This is a genomic window from Enterococcus sp. AZ040 (genome assembly GCF_050499185.1).
GTDB lineage: Bacteria > Bacillota > Bacilli > Lactobacillales > Enterococcaceae > Enterococcus_D > Enterococcus_D entomosocium.
On the sequence record NZ_JBMHEW010000001.1, the window covers coordinates 843274 to 868181 of the forward strand.

23 protein-coding genes are annotated in these 24908 nt (G+C 41.7%); 17 read left to right on the top strand and 6 right to left on the bottom strand.

The genetic code is table 11. The features are described from left to right. Positions 1–63 precede the first annotated feature (63 nt). Both IGK63_RS03815 and IGK63_RS03820 read left to right on the top strand, forming a co-directional pair. Positions 64–1356, top strand: coding sequence for a PTS sugar transporter subunit IIC (locus tag IGK63_RS03815; RefSeq protein ID WP_005225288.1), 1293 nt, complete (start codon positions 64–66; stop codon positions 1354–1356). A 25-nt stretch (positions 1357–1381) separates the two neighbouring features. Then, positions 1382–2812: a 6-phospho-beta-glucosidase gene (locus IGK63_RS03820; RefSeq protein WP_008377237.1), complete on the top strand. Its 1431-nt coding sequence runs from the start codon at positions 1382–1384 to the stop codon at positions 2810–2812. Between the two features lie 43 nt (positions 2813–2855). Here the strand turns inward: IGK63_RS03820 and IGK63_RS03825 are convergent, their stop codons facing one another. Then, positions 2856–3500 carry a CPBP family intramembrane glutamic endopeptidase gene (locus IGK63_RS03825; protein WP_008377239.1) on the bottom strand — a complete coding sequence of 215 codons (645 nt, stop codon included), beginning with the start codon at positions 3498–3500 and terminating at the stop codon, positions 2856–2858. Between the two features lie 217 nt (positions 3501–3717). On the opposite strand from IGK63_RS03825, the gene groES reads away from it, so the two are divergent. Together groES and groL are read left to right on the top strand one after the other, a co-directional pair. After that, positions 3718–4002: a co-chaperone GroES gene (groES, locus tag IGK63_RS03830; protein WP_005225291.1), complete on the top strand. Its 285-nt coding sequence runs from the start codon at positions 3718–3720 to the stop codon at positions 4000–4002. A gap of 32 nt (positions 4003–4034) precedes the next feature. Then, positions 4035–5663 carry a chaperonin GroEL gene (groL, locus tag IGK63_RS03835; RefSeq protein WP_005237384.1) on the top strand — a complete coding sequence of 543 codons (1629 nt, stop codon included), beginning with the start codon at positions 4035–4037 and terminating at the stop codon, positions 5661–5663. Between the two features lie 207 nt (positions 5664–5870). Here groL and IGK63_RS03840 read toward each other — a convergent pair whose 3' ends face one another. Further along, the gene (locus tag IGK63_RS03840; RefSeq protein WP_016610551.1) at positions 5871–6068 is read right to left on the bottom strand and encodes a hypothetical protein; all 198 of its coding nucleotides are present in this window, start codon (positions 6066–6068) and stop codon (positions 5871–5873) included. Positions 6069–6468: 400 nt separating this feature from the next. Between IGK63_RS03840 and IGK63_RS03845 the strand changes: the two genes are divergently transcribed. The 3 genes from IGK63_RS03845 (at position 6469) to IGK63_RS03855 (ending at position 9139) form a co-directional block, all read left to right on the top strand. Further along, positions 6469–7215: a YcjF family protein gene (locus IGK63_RS03845; protein ID WP_016613772.1), complete on the top strand. Its 747-nt coding sequence runs from the start codon at positions 6469–6471 to the stop codon at positions 7213–7215. Between the two features lie 98 nt (positions 7216–7313). Then, positions 7314–7820: a hypothetical protein gene (locus tag IGK63_RS03850; RefSeq protein WP_016613773.1), complete on the top strand. Its 507-nt coding sequence runs from the start codon at positions 7314–7316 to the stop codon at positions 7818–7820. Beyond that, on the top strand, positions 7820–9139 hold the full coding sequence (locus IGK63_RS03855; protein WP_016613774.1) for a glycosyltransferase family 2 protein: 1320 nt from the start codon (positions 7820–7822) through the stop codon (positions 9137–9139). Before IGK63_RS03850 ends, IGK63_RS03855 begins: the two co-directional genes overlap by 1 nt. A gap of 64 nt (positions 9140–9203) precedes the next feature. Here IGK63_RS03855 and IGK63_RS03860 read toward each other — a convergent pair whose 3' ends face one another. After that, a complete protein-coding gene (locus IGK63_RS03860) occupies positions 9204–9902 on the bottom strand; it encodes a GntR family transcriptional regulator (protein ID WP_034868333.1) in 699 nt (232 codons plus the stop codon). Between the two features lie 199 nt (positions 9903–10101). On the opposite strand from IGK63_RS03860, the gene IGK63_RS03865 reads away from it, so the two are divergent. From IGK63_RS03865 to IGK63_RS03880, 4 genes are all read left to right on the top strand, one after another. Then, on the top strand, positions 10102–11481 hold the full coding sequence (locus IGK63_RS03865; RefSeq protein ID WP_429972439.1) for a glycoside hydrolase family 1 protein: 1380 nt from the start codon (positions 10102–10104) through the stop codon (positions 11479–11481). A gap of 12 nt (positions 11482–11493) precedes the next feature. Next, the gene (locus IGK63_RS03870; RefSeq protein ID WP_005237366.1) at positions 11494–12807 is read left to right on the top strand and encodes a PTS sugar transporter subunit IIC; all 1314 of its coding nucleotides are present in this window, start codon (positions 11494–11496) and stop codon (positions 12805–12807) included. A 146-nt stretch (positions 12808–12953) separates the two neighbouring features. Beyond that, a complete protein-coding gene (locus tag IGK63_RS03875; protein ID WP_005237365.1) occupies positions 12954–13253 on the top strand; it encodes a MazG-like family protein in 300 nt (99 codons plus the stop codon). A gap of 71 nt (positions 13254–13324) precedes the next feature. Beyond that, positions 13325–13783 carry a GNAT family N-acetyltransferase gene (locus IGK63_RS03880; RefSeq protein WP_008377253.1) on the top strand — a complete coding sequence of 153 codons (459 nt, stop codon included), beginning with the start codon at positions 13325–13327 and terminating at the stop codon, positions 13781–13783. Positions 13784–14127: 344 nt separating this feature from the next. Here IGK63_RS03880 and IGK63_RS03885 read toward each other — a convergent pair whose 3' ends face one another. Beyond that, the gene (locus IGK63_RS03885; protein ID WP_005237363.1) at positions 14128–14268 is read right to left on the bottom strand and encodes a hypothetical protein; all 141 of its coding nucleotides are present in this window, start codon (positions 14266–14268) and stop codon (positions 14128–14130) included. Between the two features lie 612 nt (positions 14269–14880). Here IGK63_RS03885 and IGK63_RS03890 point away from each other — a divergent pair. Both IGK63_RS03890 and IGK63_RS03895 read left to right on the top strand, forming a co-directional pair. Beyond that, the gene (locus IGK63_RS03890; protein WP_034872443.1) at positions 14881–16524 is read left to right on the top strand and encodes an SH3 domain-containing protein; all 1644 of its coding nucleotides are present in this window, start codon (positions 14881–14883) and stop codon (positions 16522–16524) included. A 244-nt stretch (positions 16525–16768) separates the two neighbouring features. After that, positions 16769–18541 carry an oleate hydratase gene (locus IGK63_RS03895; RefSeq protein WP_016613779.1) on the top strand — a complete coding sequence of 591 codons (1773 nt, stop codon included), beginning with the start codon at positions 16769–16771 and terminating at the stop codon, positions 18539–18541. A gap of 87 nt (positions 18542–18628) precedes the next feature. Here the strand turns inward: IGK63_RS03895 and IGK63_RS03900 are convergent, their stop codons facing one another. Continuing rightward, positions 18629–19417, bottom strand: coding sequence for a MerR family transcriptional regulator (locus tag IGK63_RS03900; protein ID WP_016613781.1), 789 nt, complete (start codon positions 19415–19417; stop codon positions 18629–18631). Between the two features lie 73 nt (positions 19418–19490). On the opposite strand from IGK63_RS03900, the gene IGK63_RS03905 reads away from it, so the two are divergent. The 4 genes from IGK63_RS03905 (at position 19491) to IGK63_RS03920 (ending at position 24060) form a co-directional block, all read left to right on the top strand. Next, complete coding sequence (locus IGK63_RS03905) at positions 19491–20114, top strand: GNAT family N-acetyltransferase (protein ID WP_034872445.1); 624 nt, start codon at positions 19491–19493, stop codon at positions 20112–20114. Positions 20115–20271: 157 nt separating this feature from the next. Beyond that, positions 20272–21111 (top strand): Cof-type HAD-IIB family hydrolase, encoded by an 840-nt coding sequence (locus IGK63_RS03910; RefSeq protein WP_034872507.1) that lies wholly within the window; start codon positions 20272–20274, stop codon positions 21109–21111. Positions 21112–21219: 108 nt separating this feature from the next. Next, positions 21220–22167 (top strand): hypothetical protein, encoded by a 948-nt coding sequence (locus IGK63_RS03915; RefSeq protein WP_016613784.1) that lies wholly within the window; start codon positions 21220–21222, stop codon positions 22165–22167. A gap of 228 nt (positions 22168–22395) precedes the next feature. After that, a complete protein-coding gene (locus IGK63_RS03920; protein ID WP_005237349.1) occupies positions 22396–24060 on the top strand; it encodes a peptide ABC transporter substrate-binding protein in 1665 nt (554 codons plus the stop codon). 193 nt (positions 24061–24253) lie between these two features. On the opposite strand, the gene IGK63_RS03925 is transcribed toward IGK63_RS03920, so the two are convergent. After that, on the bottom strand, positions 24254–24835 hold the full coding sequence (locus IGK63_RS03925) for a polymer-forming cytoskeletal protein (RefSeq protein WP_005237347.1): 582 nt from the start codon (positions 24833–24835) through the stop codon (positions 24254–24256). Positions 24836–24908: the final 73 nt, after the last annotated feature.

A 24908-nucleotide genomic window follows, 5' to 3' on the forward strand; every position in this document is an offset into this window, starting at 1 on the left:
AGATTTATTTGTAAGCGAATTCACTGGCCGGTGGATGGAATTTTATTTTAGGAGTGATGTGAGATGAACGAATGGATCAATGAGAAATTATTACCCCCAATATTAAAATTTGTCAATACGAAAGCAATCACTGCATTAAGAAACGGTATGCTCTATACGATGCCCTTTTCAATCGTAGGATCGATTTTCCTACTATTAGCAAACTTTCCCGTCCAGTCGATTGCGGATTGGGTAACGAATAGCGGCTTAGGTGAATACTTCAACCAAGCCTATGGCGCCTCTTTTGCAATTATGGCCTTTTTCGCCGTAATGGGCATCGCCTATTCATATGTAAAAGCAGAAGGTTACGAAGGACTCCCTGCAGGAATGATTGGTTTAGTTATTTTCTTATTAACTATGGAGTCAAGTGTGACGGATGCTGAAGCAAATGTGACCATCGCAAATGTCATTGATAAGACGTGGACCGGTGGACAAGGAATGATCAGTGCCATCTTAGTGGGACTTTTTGTGGGTTGGGGCTATACATGGTTCTTGAAACGCGACATCCGAATCAAACTGCCAGAGCAAGTACCCACCAATGTCGCAAACTCATTTACAGCATTGATTCCAGCCGCTGTTTTGACGACCATCGCATTAGGCATTTATATTTTCTTTGATAAAGTCTTTCAGACAACCGTGGTCGAATGGATCTACACCGTGATTCAAAGTCCAATGCAAGGGGTGACGGATTCCCTTGGTGGTGCAATGATGCTAGGCTTCTTAGTGCCATTCTTGTGGTTCTTTGGGGTTCACGGTTCGACGATCGTGGGCGGGATCATGGGACCAATTTTACAAGCCAATTCATTAGCCAATACGGCTATTCTTGAATCTGGTAAAGCATTGACATTAGAAAATGGCGGACACATCGTGACCCAGCAGTTTTTGGATCAATTTATGACGGTAACTGGCGCAGGAATGACGATTGGGATCGTGCTATACATGGTGGCTTTTGCCCGTTCGGCGCAGTTCAAACAATTAGGACGTCTTTCCTTGATCCCGGCATTCTTTAATATCAATGAACCAATTATTTTTGCGACACCGATCGTTATGAACCCAATCATGGTATTACCATTTATTTTGACACCGATGGTTTCAGGCGTGATCACGTATTTTGCACTTTATACCGGTATCGTACCGCTATTTACTGCTGTGCAAGTTCCCTGGACGACCCCGCCGATCATTTCAGGTTTTCTAGTAGGTGGCATTCGTACCGCTATTTTACAATTTGTTGTTTTAGCAATCGGCTTCTTTATTTACTATCCTTTCATTCGTAAGGTCGATAGTTTGAACTATAAACAAGAAACAGAGATCGTTTAATACCAAGGAAGCAGGTTGAAAAGAAATGAATAAACTTAGAAACGATTTTTTATGGGGTGGCGCAGTCGCTGCTCATCAATTGGAAGGCGGCTATCGTTCGGGCGGAAAAGGCGTGAGTGTCGCTGATGTCATGACTGTAGGAGGCAACGGAATTCCTCGCCGAATCACGGAAGGTATCCAACCGGGCGAAAGTTATCCCAATCATGAAGCGATCGATTTTTATCATCGGTATCCTGAAGACATCAAGCTTTTTGCCGAATTAGGGTTGAAGTGCTTCCGAACATCGATTGCCTGGACCCGTATTTTTCCAAAAGGTGATGAACGCGAGCCAAATGAGGAAGGCTTGGCCTTTTATGATCAATTATTCGATGAGTGTTTACGCTATGGCATTGAGCCGGTTATTACCCTTTCTCACTTTGAAATGCCCTATCATTTAGTTACCGAATACGGAGGTTGGCGTAACCGTAAGTTGATCGATTTGTTTGTCCGCTTTGCAGAAGTTTGTTTTACGCGCTATCAAAAGAAAGTGAAGTATTGGATGACTTTCAATGAAATCAACAATCAAGCAAACTACAAAGAAGATTTTGCGCCGTTTACCAATTCCGGTCTGTTCTTTACCGAAGGAGAAGACCGAGAAAAAATCATGTACCAAGCAGCCCATTACGAACTCGTTGCTAGTGCGAAAGTGGTGGCGCTAGGGCATGCAATCAATCCTGCGTTTCAAATCGGATCGATGATCGCGATGTGTCCAATCTATCCGTATTCTTGCAATCCCAAAGACATGATGGCAGCCACGGTGGCCATGCAGCGCCGCTATTGTTTTTCAGATGTGCATGCCCGTGGACACTATCCGAGATATATGCGCAGCTATTTTGAGAGAAAACAATTTGATTTAGATATCACCCCTGAAGATGAAGCAATTTTGGCAAACGGCTGTGTTGACTACATCGGCTTTAGTTACTATATGTCTTTTGCGATCAAAGGTAAGGAAAATGATCCAACCTATGACTATGATGAGAGCCAAGATCTGGTGGATAATCCCTATGTTGATGCTTCCGAATGGGGCTGGCAGATTGATCCCGTGGGCTTACGCTACGCCATGAATTGGTTCAACGAACGCTACGAATTGCCGCTCTTCATTGTAGAAAATGGCTTTGGTGCCGTAGATACAGTGGAAGAGGATGGACAGATCCATGATGACTACCGTATTGATTACCTGAAAGCCCATATCGAAATGATGAAAGAAGCAGTAGCTTATGATGGCGTCGACTTATTGGGTTATACACCGTGGGGCATCATTGACTTGGTTTCTGCTGGTACAGGGGAAATGAAGAAACGCTATGGTGTGATCTATGTGGACAAAGACAATGAAGGAAATGGGACCCTTGATCGTCGGAAGAAAGATTCATTTGCATGGTATCAGCAAGTGATTGCGTCCAATGGCATGAAGGTATAAAGAAAAAAACGTTACGCAAAATTTCTGCGTAGCGTTTTTTTCTTTAGGGCATTTGGATATAGCCGTAATGAAGCAACAACTGAATAATAATAACTAAAGTGTTCATTCCCACATGGGTAATCATGGAAGTCCAAATGCTGCCGGTCAAGGCATAAAGCCCAGAAAAGAACAGTCCTAAGAAAATATAGACTAAGAGATGATTGTCATTATGGGCAAAGGCAAAGGCTACAGCGCTGACCACTACACCGACCCAAACATTGCTGTATTTCCCAATGATGCCAACTAAGGCTCTGCGGAAGACAAATTCTTCCATAATTGGTCCACCAACCATTGCCGCGAGGGCGAACAGTGGGTTTTGCAGCACAATAGCAATGATATTTTCGGTATTTTGCGAAGCACTGACTTCACCGAAAAGCGATTCGATAAAAATGGCTAGATTTTGCAACAAGATCGCTGCAATAATACCTGTCAGTCCATAAATAAGAATCGATGAAATTTTTGATCTTTTGTGTTCAAACGATAACGGTTCCGTTTGTTTGAAATACAAGAAAAACATGATCGCAGCACCAACTAAATAACCAATCGTTGTTGCGGCCACTTGATGTCCGCTAGGGATGAAGGCGATCGGTAGAAAAAAGACGATGCCGTAAGTAAGAATCGTGGACAAAGAATATTTTGATAAAGACATAGTTGTTTCCTCACACTCCTTTGCTTCATTATAGACTAGGTTGCTTCTAGAAACAAAAAATCCTACTATTTTTATCAATCAAATAGAAATGCAAAAAAAATTTAGCAAAAGGCTTGCAAAAATTTGGGAAAATGAGTAATATTGAAACTGTAAGTTAGCACTCGATACAAGAGAGTGCTAATACTAAATTCTATAACATTCATTGGAGGGATTTATCGTGTTAAGACCATTAGGTGATCGTGTGATTATCGAAGTCGCAAAAGAAGAAGAAAAAACTGTAGGCGGAATCGTGCTTGCATCAGCAGCAAAAGAAAAACCACAAACGGGTACCGTTATTGCAGTCGGCGAAGGACGCACGCTCGAAAACGGTGAAAAAGCTCCTGTTGCTGTCAACGTTGGCGAACAAGTAATGTTTGAAAAATACGCTGGCACAGAAGTGAAATATGAAGGAACAGAATATTTGATCGTTGCTGCAAAAGATATCATTGCAGTAGTAGAATAAGAAAAATAAAAAATACTTGAGGTGATGAAATCATGGCAAAAGAAATCAAATTTGCAGAAGACGCACGCGCAGCAATGCTTCGTGGGGTAGATAAATTAGCAGATACAGTAAAAGTAACCTTAGGTCCTAAAGGTCGTAACGTGGTTTTAGAAAAATCTTACGGTTCACCATTGATTACAAATGACGGTGTAACGATCGCTAAAGAAATCGAATTAGAAGATCATTTTGAAAACATGGGCGCAAAACTTGTTTCTGAAGTCGCTTCAAAAACAAACGATATCGCTGGTGACGGAACAACGACTGCTACGTTATTGACACAAGCAATCGTTCGTGAAGGATTGAAAAATGTCACCGCTGGTGCGAACCCATTAGGTATTCGTCGTGGGATCGAAATGGCAACAAAAGTGGCTGTAGAAGAGCTACACAACATTTCATCAATCGTTGATTCAAAAGAAGCAATCGCACAAGTTGGTGCTGTTTCTTCTGGTAGTGAAAAAGTTGGTCAATACATCGCTGATGCAATGGAAAAAGTCGGCAATGACGGTGTTATCACTATTGAAGAATCAAAAGGGATCGAAACAGAATTAGATGTTGTGGAAGGAATGCAATTTGATCGTGGGTACTTATCACAATACATGGTAACTGACAACGATAAAATGGAAGCAGCGTTAGAAAATCCATACATCTTGATCACTGACAAAAAAATCTCTAACATCCAAGATATCTTGCCATTGTTAGAACAAATCTTACAACAATCAAAACCATTATTGATCATCGCTGATGACGTTGATGGCGAAGCATTACCAACACTTGTCTTGAACAAAATCCGTGGAACATTCAACGTTGTCGCAGTGAAAGCACCAGGATTTGGTGACCGTCGTAAAGCAATGCTAGAAGACATTGCGATCTTAACTGGTGGTACAGTGATCACTGAAGACTTAGGTCTTGAGTTGAAAGATGCAACCATCGATAACTTAGGTCAAGCAAGCAAAGTGGTTGTGGATAAAGACAACACAACGATCGTTGAAGGTGCTGGTGAAAAAGAAGCAATTGACGCACGCGTTCAATTGATCAAAAACCAAATCGCTGATACAACTTCTGACTTTGACCGTGAAAAACTACAAGAACGCTTAGCAAAACTTGCTGGTGGAGTTGCAGTGATCAAAGTTGGGGCACCAACTGAAACTGAATTGAAAGAGTTGAAATTACGTATTGAAGATGCATTGAACGCAACACGTGCCGCTGTTGAAGAAGGCATGGTCTCTGGTGGTGGAACTGCCTTAGTCAATGTCATCAACAAAGTTGCAGAAATCGAAACAGATGGCGATGCAGCAACAGGTGTCAAAATCGTTTTACGTGCATTAGAAGAACCCGTTCGTCAAATTGCTGAAAATGCAGGCTACGAAGGTTCAGTCATCATCGACAAATTGAAAAACGCTGACTTAGGTGTTGGTTTCAATGCAGCAACTGGCGAATGGGTAAACATGCTAGAAGCTGGGATCGTTGACCCAACAAAAGTGACGCGTTCTGCATTACAAAACGCAGCTTCTGTTGCCGCATTATTGTTAACAACTGAAGCAGTCGTTGCCGACAAACCAGAACCAGCAGCGCCAGCAGCTCCTGCAATGGACCCATCAATGGGTATGGGCGGCATGATGTAAGCAAGCCTTGAGAACTCCTCTTTTGAGGGGTTCTTTTTTTGTACGATCAAAAAATACTTTAACACAGAAAAAGACAAAAAACCTCTCTTCTTAGTATTCTAAGCACCAAAGAATTGGTTCATTGCTTGAATAAAAGGAGAAAGGACTGGTAGATATGATCTATCTGTTTGTCTTGTAAAGGCAGCGTGTTTCCTAAGGAACCGTGAATTACAACCGTTCCCAAAATCCTTGCGCAAAACCAGTAATAAATTCATAAAGAGCCGGCAGTATCACCGAAATACATAAAACGACAAAGACCATTTTCTGAACAGCAGTTAATTGTTTGAGGAAATGGTTTTTTGTGAACAATAAATACGCGATACAGATAACGGCAAGCAGCTGCAATAGATCAAATAAAATGGACAAGAAAATCACCTTTTCTGATTAGATTGAATGGACGATAGAATGATGGATTCTCTCAACATAGAGCAAAGAGTTGAATGATATGGTTCTGAGAAAACGTGAAGATCAACGTTTATAAAGAAACGGTATTTCGACTCCAAAGAATGCGAAGATCCCGCTTAAAAGAAAGTAAGTCAATAAGCCTAGATAAAAAAGGACTTTCCAATTCAATTTCTTTTTCATTCGATCCACTCCTTTTGTGTATCATAGCATAAAAAAACGATAATATAAATAAATAATGTTAAGATGCAAATATGCATTTTTTAGCAAGTGTAAGCTCTCTCAAGCTACATTTTCGCTATCTTGAAAAACCTGAGCTAAAATAGAAAGAGGAACAAAATCATGGCTCACTTTGATTTTTTAAATGAACAACGAGTCGAAAGAAGGAGACATTTCTTTGAAAAAACCATGGATAAAACGCAAAAAGAAACAAAACGAAAATGAATTATTAACGGAACAGTCCGTTCAAGTCGAGCAAAGTCAAACGGGAGAGGAGCTGCAAGAAGAAGCGGAGTTTACTTCTTTTTTTGCGGATGTCATGATGCGAATGCCGAAAAAATCGGCTGCCCTTGTGATGAAAGGCTATGACGGATCAAAAGCCCAAGCGGAAAAAGTGTTAGCGAAAAGCAAGGATCAATTTGATCAGGTGTTTGAAGAGTTTTTGGTTGGAGTAGATGATGAAACGCGGAAAAAAGCCCACCGCACGATCCATGCGGCTTCTTTGACGGCGGCGATCATCGGCTGTTCACCGATTCCTTTTTCAGATGCAGTGTTACTTGTGCCGGTTCAAATGACGATGATGGCACGTTTGTATCGCATTTTTGGGCGAACGTGGCGTGAAGGGTTAGCGAAGAGTATCTCGAAAGAGTTAGTGGTGGTGAGTTTTGGACGCAGTGCCGTTGGCAATATCTTGAAATTTGTCCCAGCAGTCGGCACCGTTGCTGGAGCTGCGATCAATGCCAGTGTGGCTAGTGGTATCACCGAAGCATTAGGCTGGGTGACTGTCAAGATGCTGAATGATGGGGAAGATGTGTTTGAGCAAGTGATGTCCTTTAAAGGCCAATTTCACACGCTGTTCAATGCGTTGAAAGTTGGCAAGAAATCCAAGTAGGTCAAAAAGAAGAACGAAGCAGGTCCATCAAAAGACGACTTGCTTTTGTTGCTTCTTTTTCTTCACAGCAAAAAAATACTTTTTAAGGAGTGAGTAAAATGAAACAACGAGTGACACGGGAAGAAGTCAAAGAACGGTTGGTCACCGATGCGTATTTTCAAAAAGGTCGTTCTGCTTTGAAGACCCGCCAAACGATTTTGACGATTCTTGCTTGGCTGATGGTCTTGGTTCCGTTTGTCTGGCTGGCCATCCCGCTGACTTTACCGAATCTGGCGGATCGGATCGCCTTTCGGACATATCTGGAAGAAGCAGTGACTTTTGATTTTTTGGCGTTGTTCTTAGGAATTTCTTTTTTGGTCTTGGTTCTGACATTTACTTTGTTGACCTTGAGGAACAATCGCCGTTTCAAACGATTGCTACAAAAGCAATCGATGCATGACGAAGTTGCCTTAGAAAAACGCAAAGAAGTATTAGAAGGATTTTACGAAGAACGCTTCGGAACGAAAGAAGAGCGTCACGCTGCCAAATACTATGCCGTTGCTCCTGAACAAAACATCGGAGAAACGGAGATACAGGATCTTTACCGTAGAAATGGGGTGGGCTGATGGTTGTCAATTTTGATACTGGGTTCCCGTGGTTGGATACATTTTTAACGGTTGTTTTAATGATTCTGTTCACGTATCCGATATTAGGAGGTTTTGCTTGGTTCATCGGGGTGATCTGCAATCGGTTTTTATTCCGCTACCGTCAGTTGGAGTGGATACCGATTCCCGAAGAAATCGAACCGATGATCACCATTATGGTACCGGCTCACAATGAAGAAATCGTTATTGAAGACACGATTCATTACTTAATGAATAACATAAACTACAGCAACTATGAAGTGTTGGTGACGGATGACGGCTCAACGGATCAAACTCCTATGATACTAGATCGCTTAATGGAACAGTACCCGAATCTAAGGGTTTTGCGTATCGAAAAAAACCAAGGGAAAGCCCATGCCTTTAATATTGGGGTAGGGTTTGCCAAAGGGGAATTGATCTTGAGTAACGACGCAGATACGGTCCCTGAACCTGATGCATTGTGGAAATATGTCAATTATTTCATTCGTCAAGATTCCATCAATATCTCTGCTATTACGGCGAATATGGACGTTCAAAATCGCACAACCATCGTCGGAAAGTCACAAACTGTTGAGTTTTCAAGTATCGTAGGAATTATTAAACGGACCCAGCAAGCTGTTTTCGGCGTCATCTATGCCTATAGCGGTGCCAACACGATGTATCGTAGAGCTGCATTGATGGATGTTGGTCTTTTTCGACAAAATCGTGCCACGGAAGATATCAGTATTGCCTGGGATCATCAATTCCATGGTTGGTTGTCCTTATTTGCGTCACGAGTGATGTTTTTCATGGAGGTACCAGAAACCCTCAAGATGCTCTATCGGCAACGGAAACGTTGGGCGAAAGGCGGGACGGAAGTGTGGTTGACCAATTTTAAAAAAGTTTTCTTACACCCTTTTGAAAATATCGGACGAACCGCCATGTTTGTGGATCAGTCCTTAAGTATTATCTGGTCATTCTTTTTCTGGTTGTCTTCGGCTTTGTTTGTTTTTTATCTGATTTATTATGGGGCAACTGGGAATTACGAGCGGATCTACCATATGTTTACGATGGCCTTTCTCTTTGTTTGTTTTGAGATGATTGCAGGGGTCATGCAGCTATTTACCAGCCTTTTGGCGGATGACAACCGCAGCAAGCTGAAGTATTTCCGCTTTGCCCCTTTTTACATGCTGTTTTACTGGATGATTAATGCCATAACGATCGTCACTACCTTTATTCCAGCCGTCAAAACCATCCTTGGCTACGGTAGCGGCGTTTGGGTCAGTCCCGAGCGAACGGCGAAAAAAAACGAAGAATCTTAACGAGTTCACCTTTCCTAGACAATAAAAACAAGTCTGAGTTTTCTTCAGACTTGTTTTTTTGCCATTAAGGTTCAGAAAGATAGTAAATCTCACGATTTTGGTAAGGATAACGAGTTTGTGAAAATTCGAAGGGCCGCCCGTCGGAGAGACGAGCAACTTGTTCTAATTCTAAGATCGGATCATTGGGATCAACTTCTAAATATTTGATATCATAGGAATCCGCTTTGTCGGCACGGATTTTACGTATGGCGGGGCCTATTTTGAGGTGTAAGGAATCAGTGATATATCGATAGATCGAGTGTTCAAGGATCGCCATATCAATATCGGGAATGGTTTTGATGGGCATGATCGTGTACTCCAATTCAAAGGGTTCGTTATCAACATAGCGCAGTCGTACGATATCATAAACAGGTTCGTTTTCTCGCAAGGACAAGTAATCCATTTCGTTGGCTTCTGGGAAACGAACATTGAAACTAATGATTTTACTTTGCACTTTATGGCGCCCGCCATATCGGTTGACTAGACCGATATACTCATTGATCTGTCCTTGGTAGGTCGCTGAATTGACATAGGTGCCATGACCTCTTTTGGTGGAAATCAGGCCTTCTTGCTTCAGTTGATTTAGCGCTTTTTGGATCGTCATTCGCGAGGTTTGAAATCGTTTGGCTAACGCCGTTTGTTCCGGTAGTTTTGATAAAGCTGGAAAAACACCTTCATAAATATTCGTCCGCAACTGATCAACAATCTCTTTGTATTTTGTCATAGTCATCACTCCTTATGTAAAGAAATTCATGGACTTGAGTTTTGTTTGAAGGGGATAAAAACAAGGTATATCATTAAAGAATCAACTGCAATTCAAATGTACAGAAAAAGCTTTACATGTGTGTTTGAAAAATTTACATGCCGATTTCACCTAATTATAATAGGTTTTGTAAGCGAATACAAATGATGGAGGAATCACTATGACAACATTTTATTGGGGGAACAGTGTCAGCAGTATGCAGACAGAAGGTGGTTGGAATGAAGGTGGTAAAAGCTTATCCGTTTATGATATACGGGAAGCTTCGGAACAGGCTAGCGATTGGCATGTAGCAAATGATAACTATCATGCGTATACAGAAGATTTTGATTATATGCAAGATTTGGGGATGAACATGTATCGTTTTCAAATTTCTTGGTCAAGGGTCGTTCACGATGGATATGGTGCCTTTAATGAAGAAGGGATCGCCTATTACGATCGTTTTATTGATGATCTGTTAGCTAGAGGAATCGAACCTATGATTTGTTTGTACCATTTTGATATGCCCCTGCATCTAGCGAAAACCTATAACGGGTTCATCAGTAAAGAAGTGAAGGACGCATTCATTCGCTTTGGAAAAGAAATGGTGGATCGTTTTGCGGATAAAGTCCATTATTGGTTAACCTTTAACGAACAAAATCTTTTCCACCAAGACCATGGTTTTAAGATCAGCGGCTATTTAGAAGGGGAAGAAACAACAGAAGAATTGTATCAAATTTTCCACAATGTCATGGTTTGCCATGCAGAGATCTGTAACTATCTTCATGAAACAACAAATGCGAAGATTGGCGGCATGCTGGCGTATTCTGAAGCGTATCCAGCGACTTGTCGTCCACAAGACATCAAAGCAGCAAGAGAGTTTGATGAATTTGCGAATTTTACTTTACTAGATTGCTATGCGCACGGCAAGTATTCGGCAGCACAAGACCGATACGTGAAAAATCATCAACTCAATATGAATATTTTACCTGGGGAATTAGAAGCGATCGCAGCGCAGAAAAATGATTACATTGCCTTTAGCTATTATGCTTCTTCTACCTTGAACGCTGAAAAAATCCCTGAAGGAACGCCGCCAAATCGGTACATGACTTTTGGAAAACAAGACAATCCGTATATTGAAACGACGGAATGGAATTGGCAAATTGATCCGCTCGGCTTCCGTGATGTCTTAAATAAAGTCTATCAGCGGTACCGGTTGCCAGTGTTTCCGATTGAAAACGGAATTGGTGTCAGAGAGCATTGGAATGGCAACGAACCGATTCAAGATGATTACCGGATTGCCTACCATCAAGAGCATATTCGAGCGATGTTTGCAGCGATGGTGGAAGATGGAGTGGTCTGTCTTGGTTATCTTGGCTGGGGACTGATCGACATTTTGAGCTCTCAAGGTGATATGGAGAAACGATACGGACTTGTGTATGTCAATCGTGGCAATCATGAGTTGCGAGATATGAAACGTGTGCCGAAAAAATCGTATGAATGGTTCAAAGAAGTGATCAAAACGAATGGTAGTACGATCTATACAAACCCATATGCAGAATAGGAGGAACAGAAAATGGCAGCAGAAAAGCGCACGTTTTTAGATAAATTTACAGAGTTTTCGGTCCGTCTCGGCAATCAGGTTCATCTTAAAAGTCTTCGTGATGCGTTTGCGACCTTAATGCCTGCCTTTATTATCGCAGGGATCGCTGTGTTGTTTAATAATGTCTTCTTTCCGTGGTTCTTAGAAGGGGCTGCCTTGGCGCGAATGCAAGTGTTTGGCAATTCCATCACCAATGGAACATTGAATATCGCCGGTTTGCTGATTGCTCCGATGATCGCCTACTTCCTTTGTCGCAACAAAAATAATCCAAGCGCTATCAATGCAACTTTTGTGGCAACGACTTGCTTAGTGGTCATGTTGGCGATGGCTCATGCCGTGATGCCAGAAGGCGCTCAAGCAGAAGTAACCATCAGTGGTGTGATGCTGTTTGACGATGTCGGGACCAAAGGGATGTTTTCTGGCATCATTTGTGGGTTAGTTGCCACGGAATTATTTATTCGACTGTCAGAAAACAAGCACTTAAAAATCAATTTAGGGGATCAAGTTCCTCCTGCCGTCAGCAAATCCTTCAGCACGTTGATCCCTGCTATTTTAGTGATTTCTTTCTTTGCCTTAGTTGCGACTGTGCTAGCAGCCTTTGATACCGATCTGATTCAAATCATTTCCACAGTGATCCAAGAACCACTGCGTTTATTGAACACATCGATTTTTGGGTTCTTGATCATCTATTCAACGGGCAACTTTCTGTTTACTTTAGGCATTCACCAAACCGTCATCAATGGCACCTTATTAGATCCATTGCTGTTAGTCAATATGAATGAAAACATGCAAGCCGTGCAGGACGGTGCTGCGCCGCCCAATATCTTAAATTCAGCATTCGTGACGGTTTTCGCACAACTAGGCGGGACTGGATTTACGATCAGTTTGATCATTGCAGTGCTCTTATTCGTCCGCAATTACCAACCTTTTCGGGATGTCGTCAATCTATCCCTAGCTCCGGGTATTTTTAATATCAACGAGCCAATCATCTTTGGTTTACCGATCGTCTTCAATTTACCAATGATCATTCCCTTCGTTGCAAGTCCAATTGTTGCGACGTTGATTGGCTACTTTGCTACCGCAGTAGGATTCATTGAGCCACTTTCAGTCATGGTTCCTTGGACGACACCGCCAATTCTTAGTGCATTATTGGCATCAAAAGGGGATTTCAAAGTTGTCTTAGTTCAGGTGATCATCATCGTCGTCTGTGTAGCAATCTATTTTCCATTTCTAAAAATCGCTCAACGGGTTGCAATCAAATCTGCTGAATTGGAGCGGGCAGAATAAAAAAAGGGAATCCTATATTATAGTGACCTACAAAAGTTAGATCAAAATTCTAACGTTTTGGGGTCACTATTTTTTGAGGTGATTTTTTTACTAAGTTTCTATTTTGAATTTTAATTAAATGGTATACTATCCCAAAAGGAGCGACTATGAAACTATCAGAAATGCAAAAAGCGATTTATCAAAACAAGATTGATCACCAATTCAATGTCACCAATATTGAAAAAGAGTTTTTGGCTTTATATGGTGAAATAGGGGAGGCCTTTGATGCCTATCGGAAGCAACAAGAGGTAGGAGAAGAATTGGCGGATGTGGCGATTTATCTTCTTGGGTTAGCAGAAATCCTTTCCATTGATCTTGAAGCAGAGATTCATAAAAAAATGGCCGTCAACCAAAAGCGCCGTTATATCAGTTATGGCAATGGCTATGCAAAACGAATCGATGATTGATACACGCACAAAAATTAGTGGATTCTTCGAGTATAGGCTCGACCGAAATAGAAAGGGAAGCAGGAGATAGGATGGAAAAGAACGTAAGCATGCGTGAATTAACAACGGCAGATTTAGCAGAAGTCGTGGACCACTATATTGCTGTATTTTCAGCAGAACCATGGAATGACCAATTGACAGTGCCGCAAATCACCGACTATGTATCATCAATGATGGCAATGAATACTTTTATTGGTTATCGACTAACAAACCGAGCATCGAATGAATTGATTGGTCTTTCATTGGGCTTTATCAAGCCCTGGTATCAAGGAAAAGAGTATGTAGTCGACACCTTTTTAATTACAGGCACGCACCAAGGAAAGGGCTTGGGTTCCACTTTCTTAGAAATGATCAAAGAGGATCTGCTCAAGAAAGAGATTCCAACGATCCTGTTAGATACCGAAGAAAGTATGCCCGCAGCGGATTTTTACAAAAAGAATGGCTTTAAACCGTTACCAGATAATGTGAGCTATTATTTATCTCTAGATTAATTCAAGCATGTCAATAACTAAAAAGTCTGCGAAAAAATCGCAGGCTTTTTAGTTATGCACAGTTTCAACAGGTTTATCCACAATATATTGTAGGAACGTGTTTTCGCCTACTAAATATTGTGTTTAAGACCCGTTGGAATAAGAAACTGTCGCTTCCTTTGAGGAAGAGTTTCCCTTTATTGCATTGATGGTAGTCATTCGGTGATTTTCAAGGTGAATTGACAATGGTTGAGATAGAAAGTATCATAGCCTGCTTTTTTTCGATTACAATAAAGACGAGACTCGCCACCCTTCGGCGAAGCCTCGTCTTTTTACAGATCAACAAAAAAAGAAAACGCAGGAGTCTACGCTTTCTTTTTCTGTTCTTCTTTTTTCTTGTCTGTGGTCGGTACGGAATCTAGGGCTTTTTTGAAAATCTCTTCTTTTTTCGTTTTATAGTTATGTTGTCGTTCAGCATAAACTTTTTCTTTCGTCTTTGTTTTCATACTCGGTCACCTCTTCCTTTTTTTTAGTATAGCATAATTTCACAAACTTATGCAAATTCTTGGTTTTCTCCTTGGTATTATAAACTTTCGTATGAAATACATTGTGAAAATATTTCTTTCGGTAGAAGTGAGGGACTTCTTTATCAAAAAATTCGTATCCGGTTGGAAGCGATGTAACAGGATTTCATCATAGCGTCGATCACACTGGTGAAAGAAGCATTCTTTTTGAAAAAACTTTTTTCACAGAATCCCTTGTGTAAAAAAGGAATGATAAATGGGTGATTTTAGTATCGATTTTTGAAAAAGGGGATCAGGAAAGAAATGTTATTCAAATAACAGTCTTGATTTTCAAAAAGTGGGTTTGTTTGTAAAAAAAATCCTGTTTTTATTCGCGAATTAAAATAACGTTGAATGAAATAGCATTTTTTTGTTGTTTATAGAAATCTTTGTAAATATAGTGCCAACGGTCAGCGTCAAAGAGAAAGTGATTAAAAAGAATAACGCAGGAAAATAAATGACACGTTTTATTAAACGCAAATTAAAAAAATACAAAACGAAAACAATATCAAAAAATATTAATTTTTGTTAAAATGGGGTACAGGGGGTGTTTTATTGGAATCTCGGAAAATCAAACGGAAGCGTTTAGTGAAACAAAAACGGTCCCTTTTCGTACAAAAAGGATTGGGTATCACAGCAGCGTTAGCATCAACATCAGGTGTCTTTACGTCTCTTGCTCATGCGACCGAAACGACGAACGCTTCGTCATCAACCAACACAACTGCTACTCTTGCCAGATCGTCAGCTGAAACGGCGATCAATCGACAATTTAAAACAACAGCTTCACTGAATGTTCGTTCAAATGCTTCAACAAGTGCCTCTATCGTAAGTGGTGTAGGAGCAAATACAACAATCACTGCGGTGGCTCAAAAGAACGGTACCTCAGTGAATGGCAATACAATATGGTATAAGCTATCAACAGGCGGCTGGATCTCAGGGGCTTATGTGAAGAGCACCTCAGGCTCTTCTTCTGCCAATACAGGCTCGTCCAATTCGTCGTCTTCTTCATCGGAAAAAGCAATTTCGAAATCAGTGAAAACGACTACTGCATTGAACGTCCGTTCAAATGCAACGACAAGTTCTAGTGTCGTACGCGGTTTGAGCAGTAATGCGACAGTACAGGTCGTTGCACAAAAGAGTGGGACATCGGTGAATGGCACGACCACTTGGTACAAATTGTCCACAGGCGGTTGGATCACGGCAGCCTATGTCAAAGATGTTTCCAGTAGCTCCACAGGCAATAGTTCTTCTGGCGGCAATACAAGTGTTTCTGCAGAAACGGCTATCAGCAAGAACGTGAAAACAACAGCGGCATTAAATGTTCGTTCGAGTGCGTCAACAAGCGGCAGTGTCGTTGGCAGCCTAAGCAACAGCACGACGGTGAAGGTCGTTGCCCAGAAAAATGGCACATCCGTTGGCGGCACCAATGTTTGGTACAAAGTATCGACTGGTGGCTGGATCACAGCGGCATATGTGCGTGACGTCACGTCTAGTTCTGGAAATACAAGTAATAACAATAATTCAAACACAGGTTCAAACAATACTGGTTCATCAAACGGCTCAAGCAATGCGAGTGAGCAAGCCATCAATAAGACGTTCCAAACAACCACTGGGATGAATGTGCGCTCAAGTGCATCGACTTCTGCAAGTGTGGTCAGCAGTTTGGGCAGTAATGCGACCTTCAAAGCAGTGGCTCAAAAACAAGGCACGTCAGTCAATGGCAATACCACTTGGTATAAGTTATCAACTGGTGGCTGGGTATCTGCAGCATATGTCAAAGAAGTCAGTGCGACGACTCCTGGCAACAATAACAACGCAGGCAATACCAATGTTCCGATGAGCGTGAACGGAGCAGCGATCGTTGCAGAAGCTAGAAAACATATCGGCACTCCTTATCAATGGGGAGGCAAAGGACCAGATGTCTTCGACTGTTCTGGGTTTACACGCTACGTCTTCTTAAAAGTGACGGGCAAAAACATCGGTGATTGGACAGTCCCACAAGAAAGCGCAGGGACGATCATTCCTGTCTCGCAAGCACAAGCTGGCGACTTGCTGTTCTGGGGTCAAAAAGGGAATACCTACCATGTAGCGATCGCTACAAGTAATACAAGCTATATCCATGCGCCAAGCACGGGTTATACAGTCACCGAAGCACAATCAGGCTTTTCGACTGCTAGCTTCGCTCTACGCGTGAAATAAATATTTTATTGAAAAGGCAAAGGGTTTGTCCTTTGTTAGAAACGCCCCTAAGAAAGCTGCAATCAGTTTTCTTAGGGGCGCTTTTTGTGCTGGGCGCAGATCTTCTAAAAGGTGGGACTTTGCCCTTGTTTTTTTGACAAAAAGGCCGATTTGTCAAAATCACTTGATTTTACTAGTACAAATTTTTGTCAAAAAAAATAGTTACTGATACCATAAAAACGTACCAATATTAGGAGGGATCTACATGAGATATACGAACGGAAATTACGAAGCTTTTGCAAGAAGCAGAAAACCGAAAGATGTCGAAAAGAAAGAAGCCTATATTGTTGGTGGTGGATTAGCAGGACTTGCTGCGGCAGTCTTCTTGATCCGTGACGGCCATATGGCGGGTGAGAAAATCCACATCCTTGAAGAACTTTCTTTATCAGGCGGTTCATTAGACGGAAAATTCATTCCCCATGATGGATTTGTGACCCGCGGCGGTCGAGAAATGGAAAATCATTTTGAGTGTCTGTGGGATTTATTTCGCTCGATTCCGTCTTTGGAGGTGGAAGATGCTTCGGTGTTAGATGAGTTTTACTGGTTGGATCACGATGATCCAAATTCGTCTAACTGTCGGATCATCCACAATCGCGGCCAACGAGCAGCAGATGATGGAGAATTTACCTTGTCTGCTACAGCACAAAAAGAATTGACTCAATTATTTATGACTTCAGAAGATCAATTGATCGGGAAAAAAATCGAAGATGTTTTTGGCGAAGAATTCTTTGAATCCAATTTTTGGCTATACTGGTGTACGATGTTCGCCTTTGAAAAATGGCATTCGGCGATTGAAATGCGTCGCTATGTGTTGCGTTTTGTGCATCATATCGATGGCTTGCCTGATTTTACCGCGTTAAAATTTACCCGTTACAACCAATATGAGTCATTGGTCAAACCACTACTTGCTTATTTGGAAGAACAAGGAGTCGACTTCCAATATGAATGCACAGTCAGCAATATCGATGTTCGGATCGTGGGCGAGGAAAAAGTTGCTCAAAAACTTGTGCTAGAAAAAGCGGGGGCAATCGAAGAAATTCCTTTGTCAGAAGATGACTTGGTCTTTGTTACCAACGGATCGATCACTGAAAGTTCCACGCAAGGGGACCATTATACTCCAGCGCCTATCTCAAAAGCACCTGGTGGTAGCTGGCGTTTATGGAAAAACTTGGCGGCGCAATCGCCTGATTTTGGTCATCCAGAAGTCTTTTATGAAAACTTACCTGAAGAAAGCTGGTTTGTTTCGGCAACTGTCACTTGGCAAAATTTTGATGTTGAACCTTATTTAGAAAAATTGACCCATCGCAAGTTGCGAACAGGCAGAATCGTCACTGGGGGGATCGTCACCATCAAAGATTCCAATTGGATGATGAGCTTTGCGACCCATCGCCAACCGCACTTTAAAGAACAAAAAGACCAACAAACGATCACATGGGTGTATGGCTTGTTGTCAAATACGCCAGGAAACTACATCAAAAAACCAATTGAGCAATGTTCTGGACAAGAAATCGTGCAAGAACTGCTTTACCATTTAGGCGTGCCGGAAGCAGAAATCCAACGCATTTCAAAAGAATCAAGTGTGGCAGTTCCGGTTTACATGCCGTTTATCACTTCCTACTTCATGCTGCGTGAGCCAGGGGATCGGCCATTGGTTATTCCAAATGGCTCCAAAAACTTAGCTTTTATCGGTAATTTCGCAGAGACTGAAAGAGACACTGTTTTTACAACAGAGTATTCCGTTCGGACTGCAATGGAGGCTGTTTATCAGCTATTAGATGTGGAACGCGGGGTACCAGAAGTGTTTGCTTCCGCTTATGATCTGCGTACCTTGGCCAAAGCTGTCTATTATCTGACCGATAAGAAAAAAATCACGGAAATGGAGCTACCATTTATCGAACGGAAACTATTGGAAGGCTTCGTTAAGAAAACTGAACATACCTACATTGGCGATCTGTTGAAAGAAAACCATTTGATTTAATTAAAACACAACGACGACGAGGCGAAAGAAACTGCTCGTGGTCGTTGCGTTTTTTCATTTACTTTTTAGTGTTGTTTAGACGAATCCTTATTCCTCAGATAAAATCCGGACTTGGATCTCTGTCAAATAAGCTTGCTCGTTGCTAAGGGTCGTTTCATGGATCGATCGTTCATAGAAGTAGTCATCGATTTGCCATTGGTGCGCTGCAATCAGCTGCTTGAGTTTTTGATAGAACTGCTTCAATCCTTCGTCATCCCCCTGATAAATGGTGGTTAAATAGCAACCTGCCGGTTTCACGAAGGAAGCTCGTTGTGGTTCTTCTTGCCGCACATAAACGTAGTCGATGTCCTGCGTATTGTCTTTGTTCGTCCGAATCATAAAACCGTATTCGTTATTCGAGAAAAGATAAGGCTGTGCCATCAAAAGGTCGTAGGCTTGGGTGATCATCTCTGGGATGCTGCTGCCGTTTAATCTAGGACTAAGGGAGAAATACTCCTCTGGCTGTTCCTTCAAGGTGAAGGGGGAAGTTTTTTCTGCAGCCAGACGCAAGTCCGCTGCTTTTCGTTCGATGATTTTTTGGATGTTGGTCAACTGCTGAATTTTTTCATCGATGGTTTGCCGCTTGGCTTCCAATAAGTTTCTCATGGTCTCGGCATCCCCCTGCAACGCTGTTTGAATCTCTTTTAAGGGCATCGATAATTCTTTCAATGACAGGATCAATCCGAGATCCAAAAGTTGATCAAGGGAATAATACCGGTACCCGTTCTCGTCTTTGCTGTTTGGTTGAAATAGCCCAATCTCGTCATAATAGTGGAGTGTCCGAGTATTGATTCGCGCTAAGCGTGCCATTTCCGATACTTTTAATTTGGTTTTCATGGCGTTCCTCCTTGACTTTACAGTTACTGTAAACTTTATACTAAAGATAGTCAACTACTGGGAGGAAGATAGAATGAATAAACAAGTAACATATCGACCATTTAAACGAGAAGATCTGCCTGCGCTTGTGCAAGTAATTATTGATAGCTGGAACTACGACAAGCAATTTGACCAGAAGACCGCCAAACACTTTGCTCATGTCTTTTTGTGTTATGAACTTGCCCGTGCTACCTATTCACGTGTGGCTCTTTTAAATGGTGAAGCTGTCGGTATCTTATTAGCAGACAGTAAAAGAGGGAAGAAGCTTCATCCAATGCGCTATTGGGGGAAAACGATGTGGCATGCTGGCTGCTTAATGCTTTCTAATCAAGGGAGAAACACGCTGCTGCATTATGCCAAAGAGGTGGCTGAGTTAAATCAAGCGATGTTGAAAGACTTAAAAATTCCTTTTCAGACCGAAGTTGGTTTGTTTGCCGTTAGTCCCAAAACACAAGGATTGGGTGTAGGCAAGCAACTCTTTACTTCCTTCTTAGCGATGGTCCAGCATGATAAAACAGCTCCGTTTTTCCTTTATACCGATACCACTTGTAATTACGGTTTTTATGAGCATATGGGCTTGAAGCGGGCAGCTGCTGTGAAACGCTGGATCAAAAAGCCGATCAAGAAGGAAATCGAGTTTTATATCTATACTTCCTAAGAGTGCAGCGATGCACTCTTTTTTTCATTGGCTAGTATGGTAAACTGGAAGCAAAGAAGGACAAGAAAGCTGTTTTCGTTTTATGGAAACGGCGCTTGTTTTGGTCGAAAGCGATGGATCAATTCGCTTTCGTAAAAAGGATGGGGAATGGGAAAGGATGGTTTATTTGGAAAAAAAGCAGATTGGGTTTATTTTAAGTGATATCGATGGGACGATCTTGGATCATAAACATCAAATCGATCCGGTTTTGATTGTAGAAATCAAACGGTTGAAGCAGCAAGCGATTCCTTTTGTTTTGGCTTCCGCTCGCTCCCCGAAAGGAATGCTACCGATAGCTGAAGAATTAGAGATAGAAGACTGGCCCTTGGCTTGCTACAACGGTGCCCTGATTGGACGGTACGATCATACGGGTACGCTTGTACCAATATTTAGTCATGAGGTCAAAAAAGCAGAAGCAAAGACTTTGGTTGCTCGCATCAAAGCTGATTTTCCTGCCGTTTCGATCAATGTCTACTCTGGTGATCAGTGGTATTACGAAAGAGTGGATCAGTGGGCACAGGCAGAAGCGGCGATCACCAAAGAGACCCCTTTGGAAACTTCATTGGAACAACTGTTGGCACAAGAAGCTTTTGAGGTACATAAGTTTCTTTTGATCGGCACAACGGCAGAAATCCAAGCGCTTCATGCTGCCTGCCAGAACGCTGACTTTTTAGAAAGCGCCTTTTATTTATCCAAAGAGAATTATTTGGAAGTCACTCATCAAGCTGTGGGAAAAGATAAGGCGCTAAATGAATTAGCGGCCTATTTCCAAGTGCCGCTGGCGCAAACCTTAGCGATCGGCGATAATTTTAATGACCTGCCAATGATTGCTTCAGCCGGTATCGGTGTTGCGATGGAGAATGCGCCCGATTTGGTCAAAGCAAAAGCTGATTTTGTGACGGCTAGCAATACAGACCATGGGGTTGCTGATGCATTGCGGCGATTTGTCACAGAATAAATAAAAAAACTAGGTTTTTTGAACAAATTGATTGACTTTCATTTCTACTCTCCTTAAACTTTTAGCTATACCTAAAAAGGTAAGTGTTTGTTGGAAAGAAGGAGAAAAATGAATAAGAAGATCGAGAAGACATTGACCAAATTTGCCGAGCCGTTGGGGCTCTCAGTTGATACTTCCACCGGGGTGATTTATGGAACGTATCATAGTTATAAACTTTTTTTAGTTCAAGAGAATAACAATAGTTATTCTCTTGTGGCTCATTTTTCCCTTAGCAAAGAGGGGGAACTTCCGAACCAAGAAGAAGTCAAAGAAGTTTTAAGTGAGTCAAAAGAGATCACCGACTGTGTGATCCAAGGATATCAAGTTGCCTATACATTACGCGGAGCGATGACTGCAGGGAAAACTGTGGACAAGATCCGTACTGCGTTGGACCAATTGACGAATTTCTTGAAGACGAAAGGTTACCAAAATGCTTGTACCTTCTGCGGAACGATCACTGAGCCGGTTTCGCTGTATGCTATTGGCGGCACTCCCGTCATTGCGTGTGAAGCTTGCTTTAAGAAACAACAAGAAGCGGTCCTTGCACAAGAACGGGAAAAAGGGCAGAAAAAAGAAAATTGGCTAGCTGGAACAGTGGGCGCGTTTCTTGGTTCACTGATTGGTGCCGGCGCAATTATTTTATTAGGACAACTGGGATATGTAGCTGCATTGTCTGGAATCGCAATGGCGATCTGTGCCATCAAAGGGTATGAATTATTAGGTGGAAAACTCAGTACAAAAGGTATTATTAGTAGTATCATCGTCATGATCATTATGGTCTATGTCGGGAATCGTATCGACTGGTCGATCAGTGTAGCGAATTATTACACGGACGTTGATGTCTTCTACGCTTTCCGTATTTTACCTGATTTGATTCGTGAAGGGTATTTGGAAGCGAGTCAATATTACGGGAACTTAGGTCTGGTCTATCTCTTTACGGCGATTGGGGCTATTCCAACTATTATCGCTGCGGTACGAGAGGGTAAAGTGACGCGTCAAAGCTATAAAATGGAGTAATCCACTTTTCTATCCAAAGATAAAAAAACGCAAAGCGCGATCTCTTTAGCTTTGTGTTTTTTGTTTTTGTGTCATAAATAATAACATGCAGTGTTAACATAAAAAATAAATAATAATAAAATGAGAAAAATAGCTTGCTTTTATAATTAATATTTATTAAAATCTTATTTACATTCAGAATTTTGTAATAATTCTGAAAATTTTGGATTTTCATAAGGGGTAGGTAAGATGAAGAAAAAATGGGGATATGGTGTCATCGCTGTTTGTGGAATCGTATTAGCAGGTTGCTCAACAGGAGGGACATCAAGTACAGGTGAAAGTTCAAGTGGTAGTGGGACAGCAGCTGCCGAACAAATTTTTAATGTTGTGGTTCAACAAGAAATGCCTAGTGCCGATCTATCCTTAGCCACCGATACGATCAGTTTCAGTGCTTTAAATAATGTGTATGAAGGGTTGTACCGCTTAGATGCTGATAGTAAGCCCGAACCAGCAGGTGCCGCCGAATTAGCGGAAGTCAGTGAAGATGGTCTGACCTATAAATTGAAATTACGTGAAGATGCCAAATGGTCAAATGGAGAACCAGTAACAGCAGCGGATTATGTCTTTGGCTGGCAACGCACCGTAAGTGCGGAAACAGGTTCTGAATATGCGTACTTATTTGCGCCCGTAACCAATGCCGAAGCGATAACAGCAGGTGAAAAAGATGCCTCAGAATTGGGGATCAAAGCAGTCAGCGACTATGAATTAGAAATCACGCTGACGACACCTACGCCATACTTCCAATACTTATTGGCATTTCCATCCTTCTTCCCACAAAGCCAAGCAGTCGTAGAAGACAACGGCGATCAATATGCTTCAACAAGCGACAATGCCGTTTACAATGGACCGTTTGTGTTAGCTGGCTTTGATGGTCCAGGAACCGATACAGAATGGTCATATGAAAAGAACGACCAATATTGGGATAAAGATACGGTGAAACTTGATACGATCAATGTCAGTGTTGTAAAAGAATCATCGACCTCCTTGAATCTATTCCAGGATGGGCAAGCGGACGACGTCATCTTAACAGGAGAATTGGCGCAGCAAATGGCCAATGATGAAGCGTTTGTGTCAGAACCATTAGCCCGTACTTCCTATATCGAGTTGAATCAGCGAGAAGAAGATTCGCCATTTCGCAATGAGGATCTGCGTAAAGCAATCTCTTATGCCATCGATCGTGATGCATTAGTGACATCGATTTTAGGTGATGGTTCATTGGCTTCCACAGGATTGATACCAAAAGGAATGACCTTTAACCCAACTGATAATACTGATTTTGTCGATGAAGCGGAAAGTGTCATTGAATACGATCAAGAAAAAGCCAAAGAACATTGGGAAAAAGCCAAAGAGGCTTTGGGAATCGATTCTTTAAGTTTTGAAATTTTGGCCTCTGACACAGACTCAACCAAAAAAGCCATTGAATATATTCAAAGTGCGATTCAAGATACGCTTGATGGGGTGAAAGTTAGCCTAAGTCCAGTACCTTTCTCCGTTCGCCTTGATCGTTCAAACTCAGGTGATTTTGATGTCGTTATGGGTGGCTGGGGTGCTGACTATGCGGATGCCAGCAGTTTTACAGATCTATTTGTAACCGATAATTCATACAACCGAGGTCGTTGGACAAGCGATGAGTACGATGCAGCAGTGAAATCATCTGCCACGACAAATGCTGGCAATCCAGATGCCCGCTGGCAAGATTTGTTGGATGCAGAGAAAATCATTATGGATCAACAAGGGGTTATCCCTGTGTACCAAAACGTTGAAGCTCATTTACGTGCACCAAAAGTAAAAGGGGTCGTTTCTCACGGTGCCGGTGCGCAATACGATTACAAGTGGGCAGTTATTGAAGAATAAGCGCCTAAAGAAGAAGCTGGTTTTGCGTAAGCAAGCCAGTTTTTTTCTTGTGCTTTGTTCTTACTTACACAATGTTAGTAATGAGAACGGATGCAATTGTTTATAAAAAAACAAAAAAAAGTTGACAAGGATCAATGATCAACTTGTCAACCTCGTTTTTTCTTCATCTATTTCACAGAAATCCAGTGAAAGATTATTCGCTAACTGTTACGTCGCCTGTTACAGAAGCGCCATCTTCGTCAAGTGTTGCTGAATCTTGGAATTCTTTTGAAGTGAATGTTACGTTACCTTCAACTTTTGCACCGTTCAATACAAAGCCGTTTGCATTCACTTCAACGTCACCTTTGATTACACCGTGAACGATGTTGAAGTTTTCTGAGTTAACGATCAATTTAGGAACAGTTACTGTGTACTCAGCTGTTACGTTGCGGTCTTCATCTTGTGAGTACAATGCAAATTTACGGTAGATATCAGCTGAGTCATCGCCTTTATCATGGAATTCGCCATCAACGGTTACATCGTTATCAAATGTCATGTCAGCAGTTACAGCAACGATCCAGTTACCATCTGCACCCAATGCTTTTTCAATGACTGAAGTTTGGTCACTGATAGAAGCAGTTGAAACAACATCATCTGATGATTCAGTTGATGCAGCAGTTGAAGCTGCTGTTGATGATGAGCTTGCAGCTGTGTCGTTATCTGAACTACATGCAGCTAAAAGAGTGCCTCCCATAAGCAATGATGCAGCGATTAAAGTGATTTTAGTTTTTTTCATGTTTCCTTCTCCTTTGTATTCCCATAGTTTTCTTAAAAACAAAATGATTATACCATACCGAAGTGAAGTTTGT

What these genes read in the sequence shown, in the direction of transcription:
- IGK63_RS03815 (WP_005225288.1), top strand. Translation starts at nt 64, where the DNA reads ATGAACGAATGGATCAATGAGAAATTATTACCCCCAATATTAAAATTT.
- IGK63_RS03820 (WP_008377237.1), top strand. Translation starts at nt 1,382, where the DNA reads ATGAATAAACTTAGAAACGATTTTTTATGGGGTGGCGCAGTCGCTGCT.
- IGK63_RS03825 (WP_008377239.1), bottom strand. Translation starts at nt 3,500, where the DNA reads ATGTCTTTATCAAAATATTCTTTGTCCACGATTCTTACTTACGGCATC.
- groL (WP_005237384.1), top strand. Translation starts at nt 4,035, where the DNA reads ATGGCAAAAGAAATCAAATTTGCAGAAGACGCACGCGCAGCAATGCTT.
- IGK63_RS03845 (WP_016613772.1), top strand. Translation starts at nt 6,469, where the DNA reads ATGAACAACGAGTCGAAAGAAGGAGACATTTCTTTGAAAAAACCATGG.
- IGK63_RS03850 (WP_016613773.1), top strand. Translation starts at nt 7,314, where the DNA reads ATGAAACAACGAGTGACACGGGAAGAAGTCAAAGAACGGTTGGTCACC.
- IGK63_RS03855 (WP_016613774.1), top strand. Translation starts at nt 7,820, where the DNA reads ATGGTTGTCAATTTTGATACTGGGTTCCCGTGGTTGGATACATTTTTA.
- IGK63_RS03860 (WP_034868333.1), bottom strand. Translation starts at nt 9,902, where the DNA reads ATGACAAAATACAAAGAGATTGTTGATCAGTTGCGGACGAATATTTAT.
- IGK63_RS03865 (WP_429972439.1), top strand. Translation starts at nt 10,102, where the DNA reads ATGACAACATTTTATTGGGGGAACAGTGTCAGCAGTATGCAGACAGAA.
- IGK63_RS03870 (WP_005237366.1), top strand. Translation starts at nt 11,494, where the DNA reads ATGGCAGCAGAAAAGCGCACGTTTTTAGATAAATTTACAGAGTTTTCG.
- IGK63_RS03875 (WP_005237365.1), top strand. Translation starts at nt 12,954, where the DNA reads ATGAAACTATCAGAAATGCAAAAAGCGATTTATCAAAACAAGATTGAT.
- IGK63_RS03880 (WP_008377253.1), top strand. Translation starts at nt 13,325, where the DNA reads ATGGAAAAGAACGTAAGCATGCGTGAATTAACAACGGCAGATTTAGCA.
- IGK63_RS03885 (WP_005237363.1), bottom strand. Translation starts at nt 14,268, where the DNA reads ATGAAAACAAAGACGAAAGAAAAAGTTTATGCTGAACGACAACATAAC.
- IGK63_RS03895 (WP_016613779.1), top strand. Translation starts at nt 16,769, where the DNA reads ATGAGATATACGAACGGAAATTACGAAGCTTTTGCAAGAAGCAGAAAA.
- IGK63_RS03900 (WP_016613781.1), bottom strand. Translation starts at nt 19,417, where the DNA reads ATGAAAACCAAATTAAAAGTATCGGAAATGGCACGCTTAGCGCGAATC.
- IGK63_RS03905 (WP_034872445.1), top strand. Translation starts at nt 19,491, where the DNA reads ATGAATAAACAAGTAACATATCGACCATTTAAACGAGAAGATCTGCCT.
- IGK63_RS03910 (WP_034872507.1), top strand. Translation starts at nt 20,272, where the DNA reads ATGGTTTATTTGGAAAAAAAGCAGATTGGGTTTATTTTAAGTGATATC.
- IGK63_RS03915 (WP_016613784.1), top strand. Translation starts at nt 21,220, where the DNA reads ATGAATAAGAAGATCGAGAAGACATTGACCAAATTTGCCGAGCCGTTG.
- IGK63_RS03920 (WP_005237349.1), top strand. Translation starts at nt 22,396, where the DNA reads ATGAAGAAAAAATGGGGATATGGTGTCATCGCTGTTTGTGGAATCGTA.
- IGK63_RS03925 (WP_005237347.1), bottom strand. Translation starts at nt 24,835, where the DNA reads ATGAAAAAAACTAAAATCACTTTAATCGCTGCATCATTGCTTATGGGA.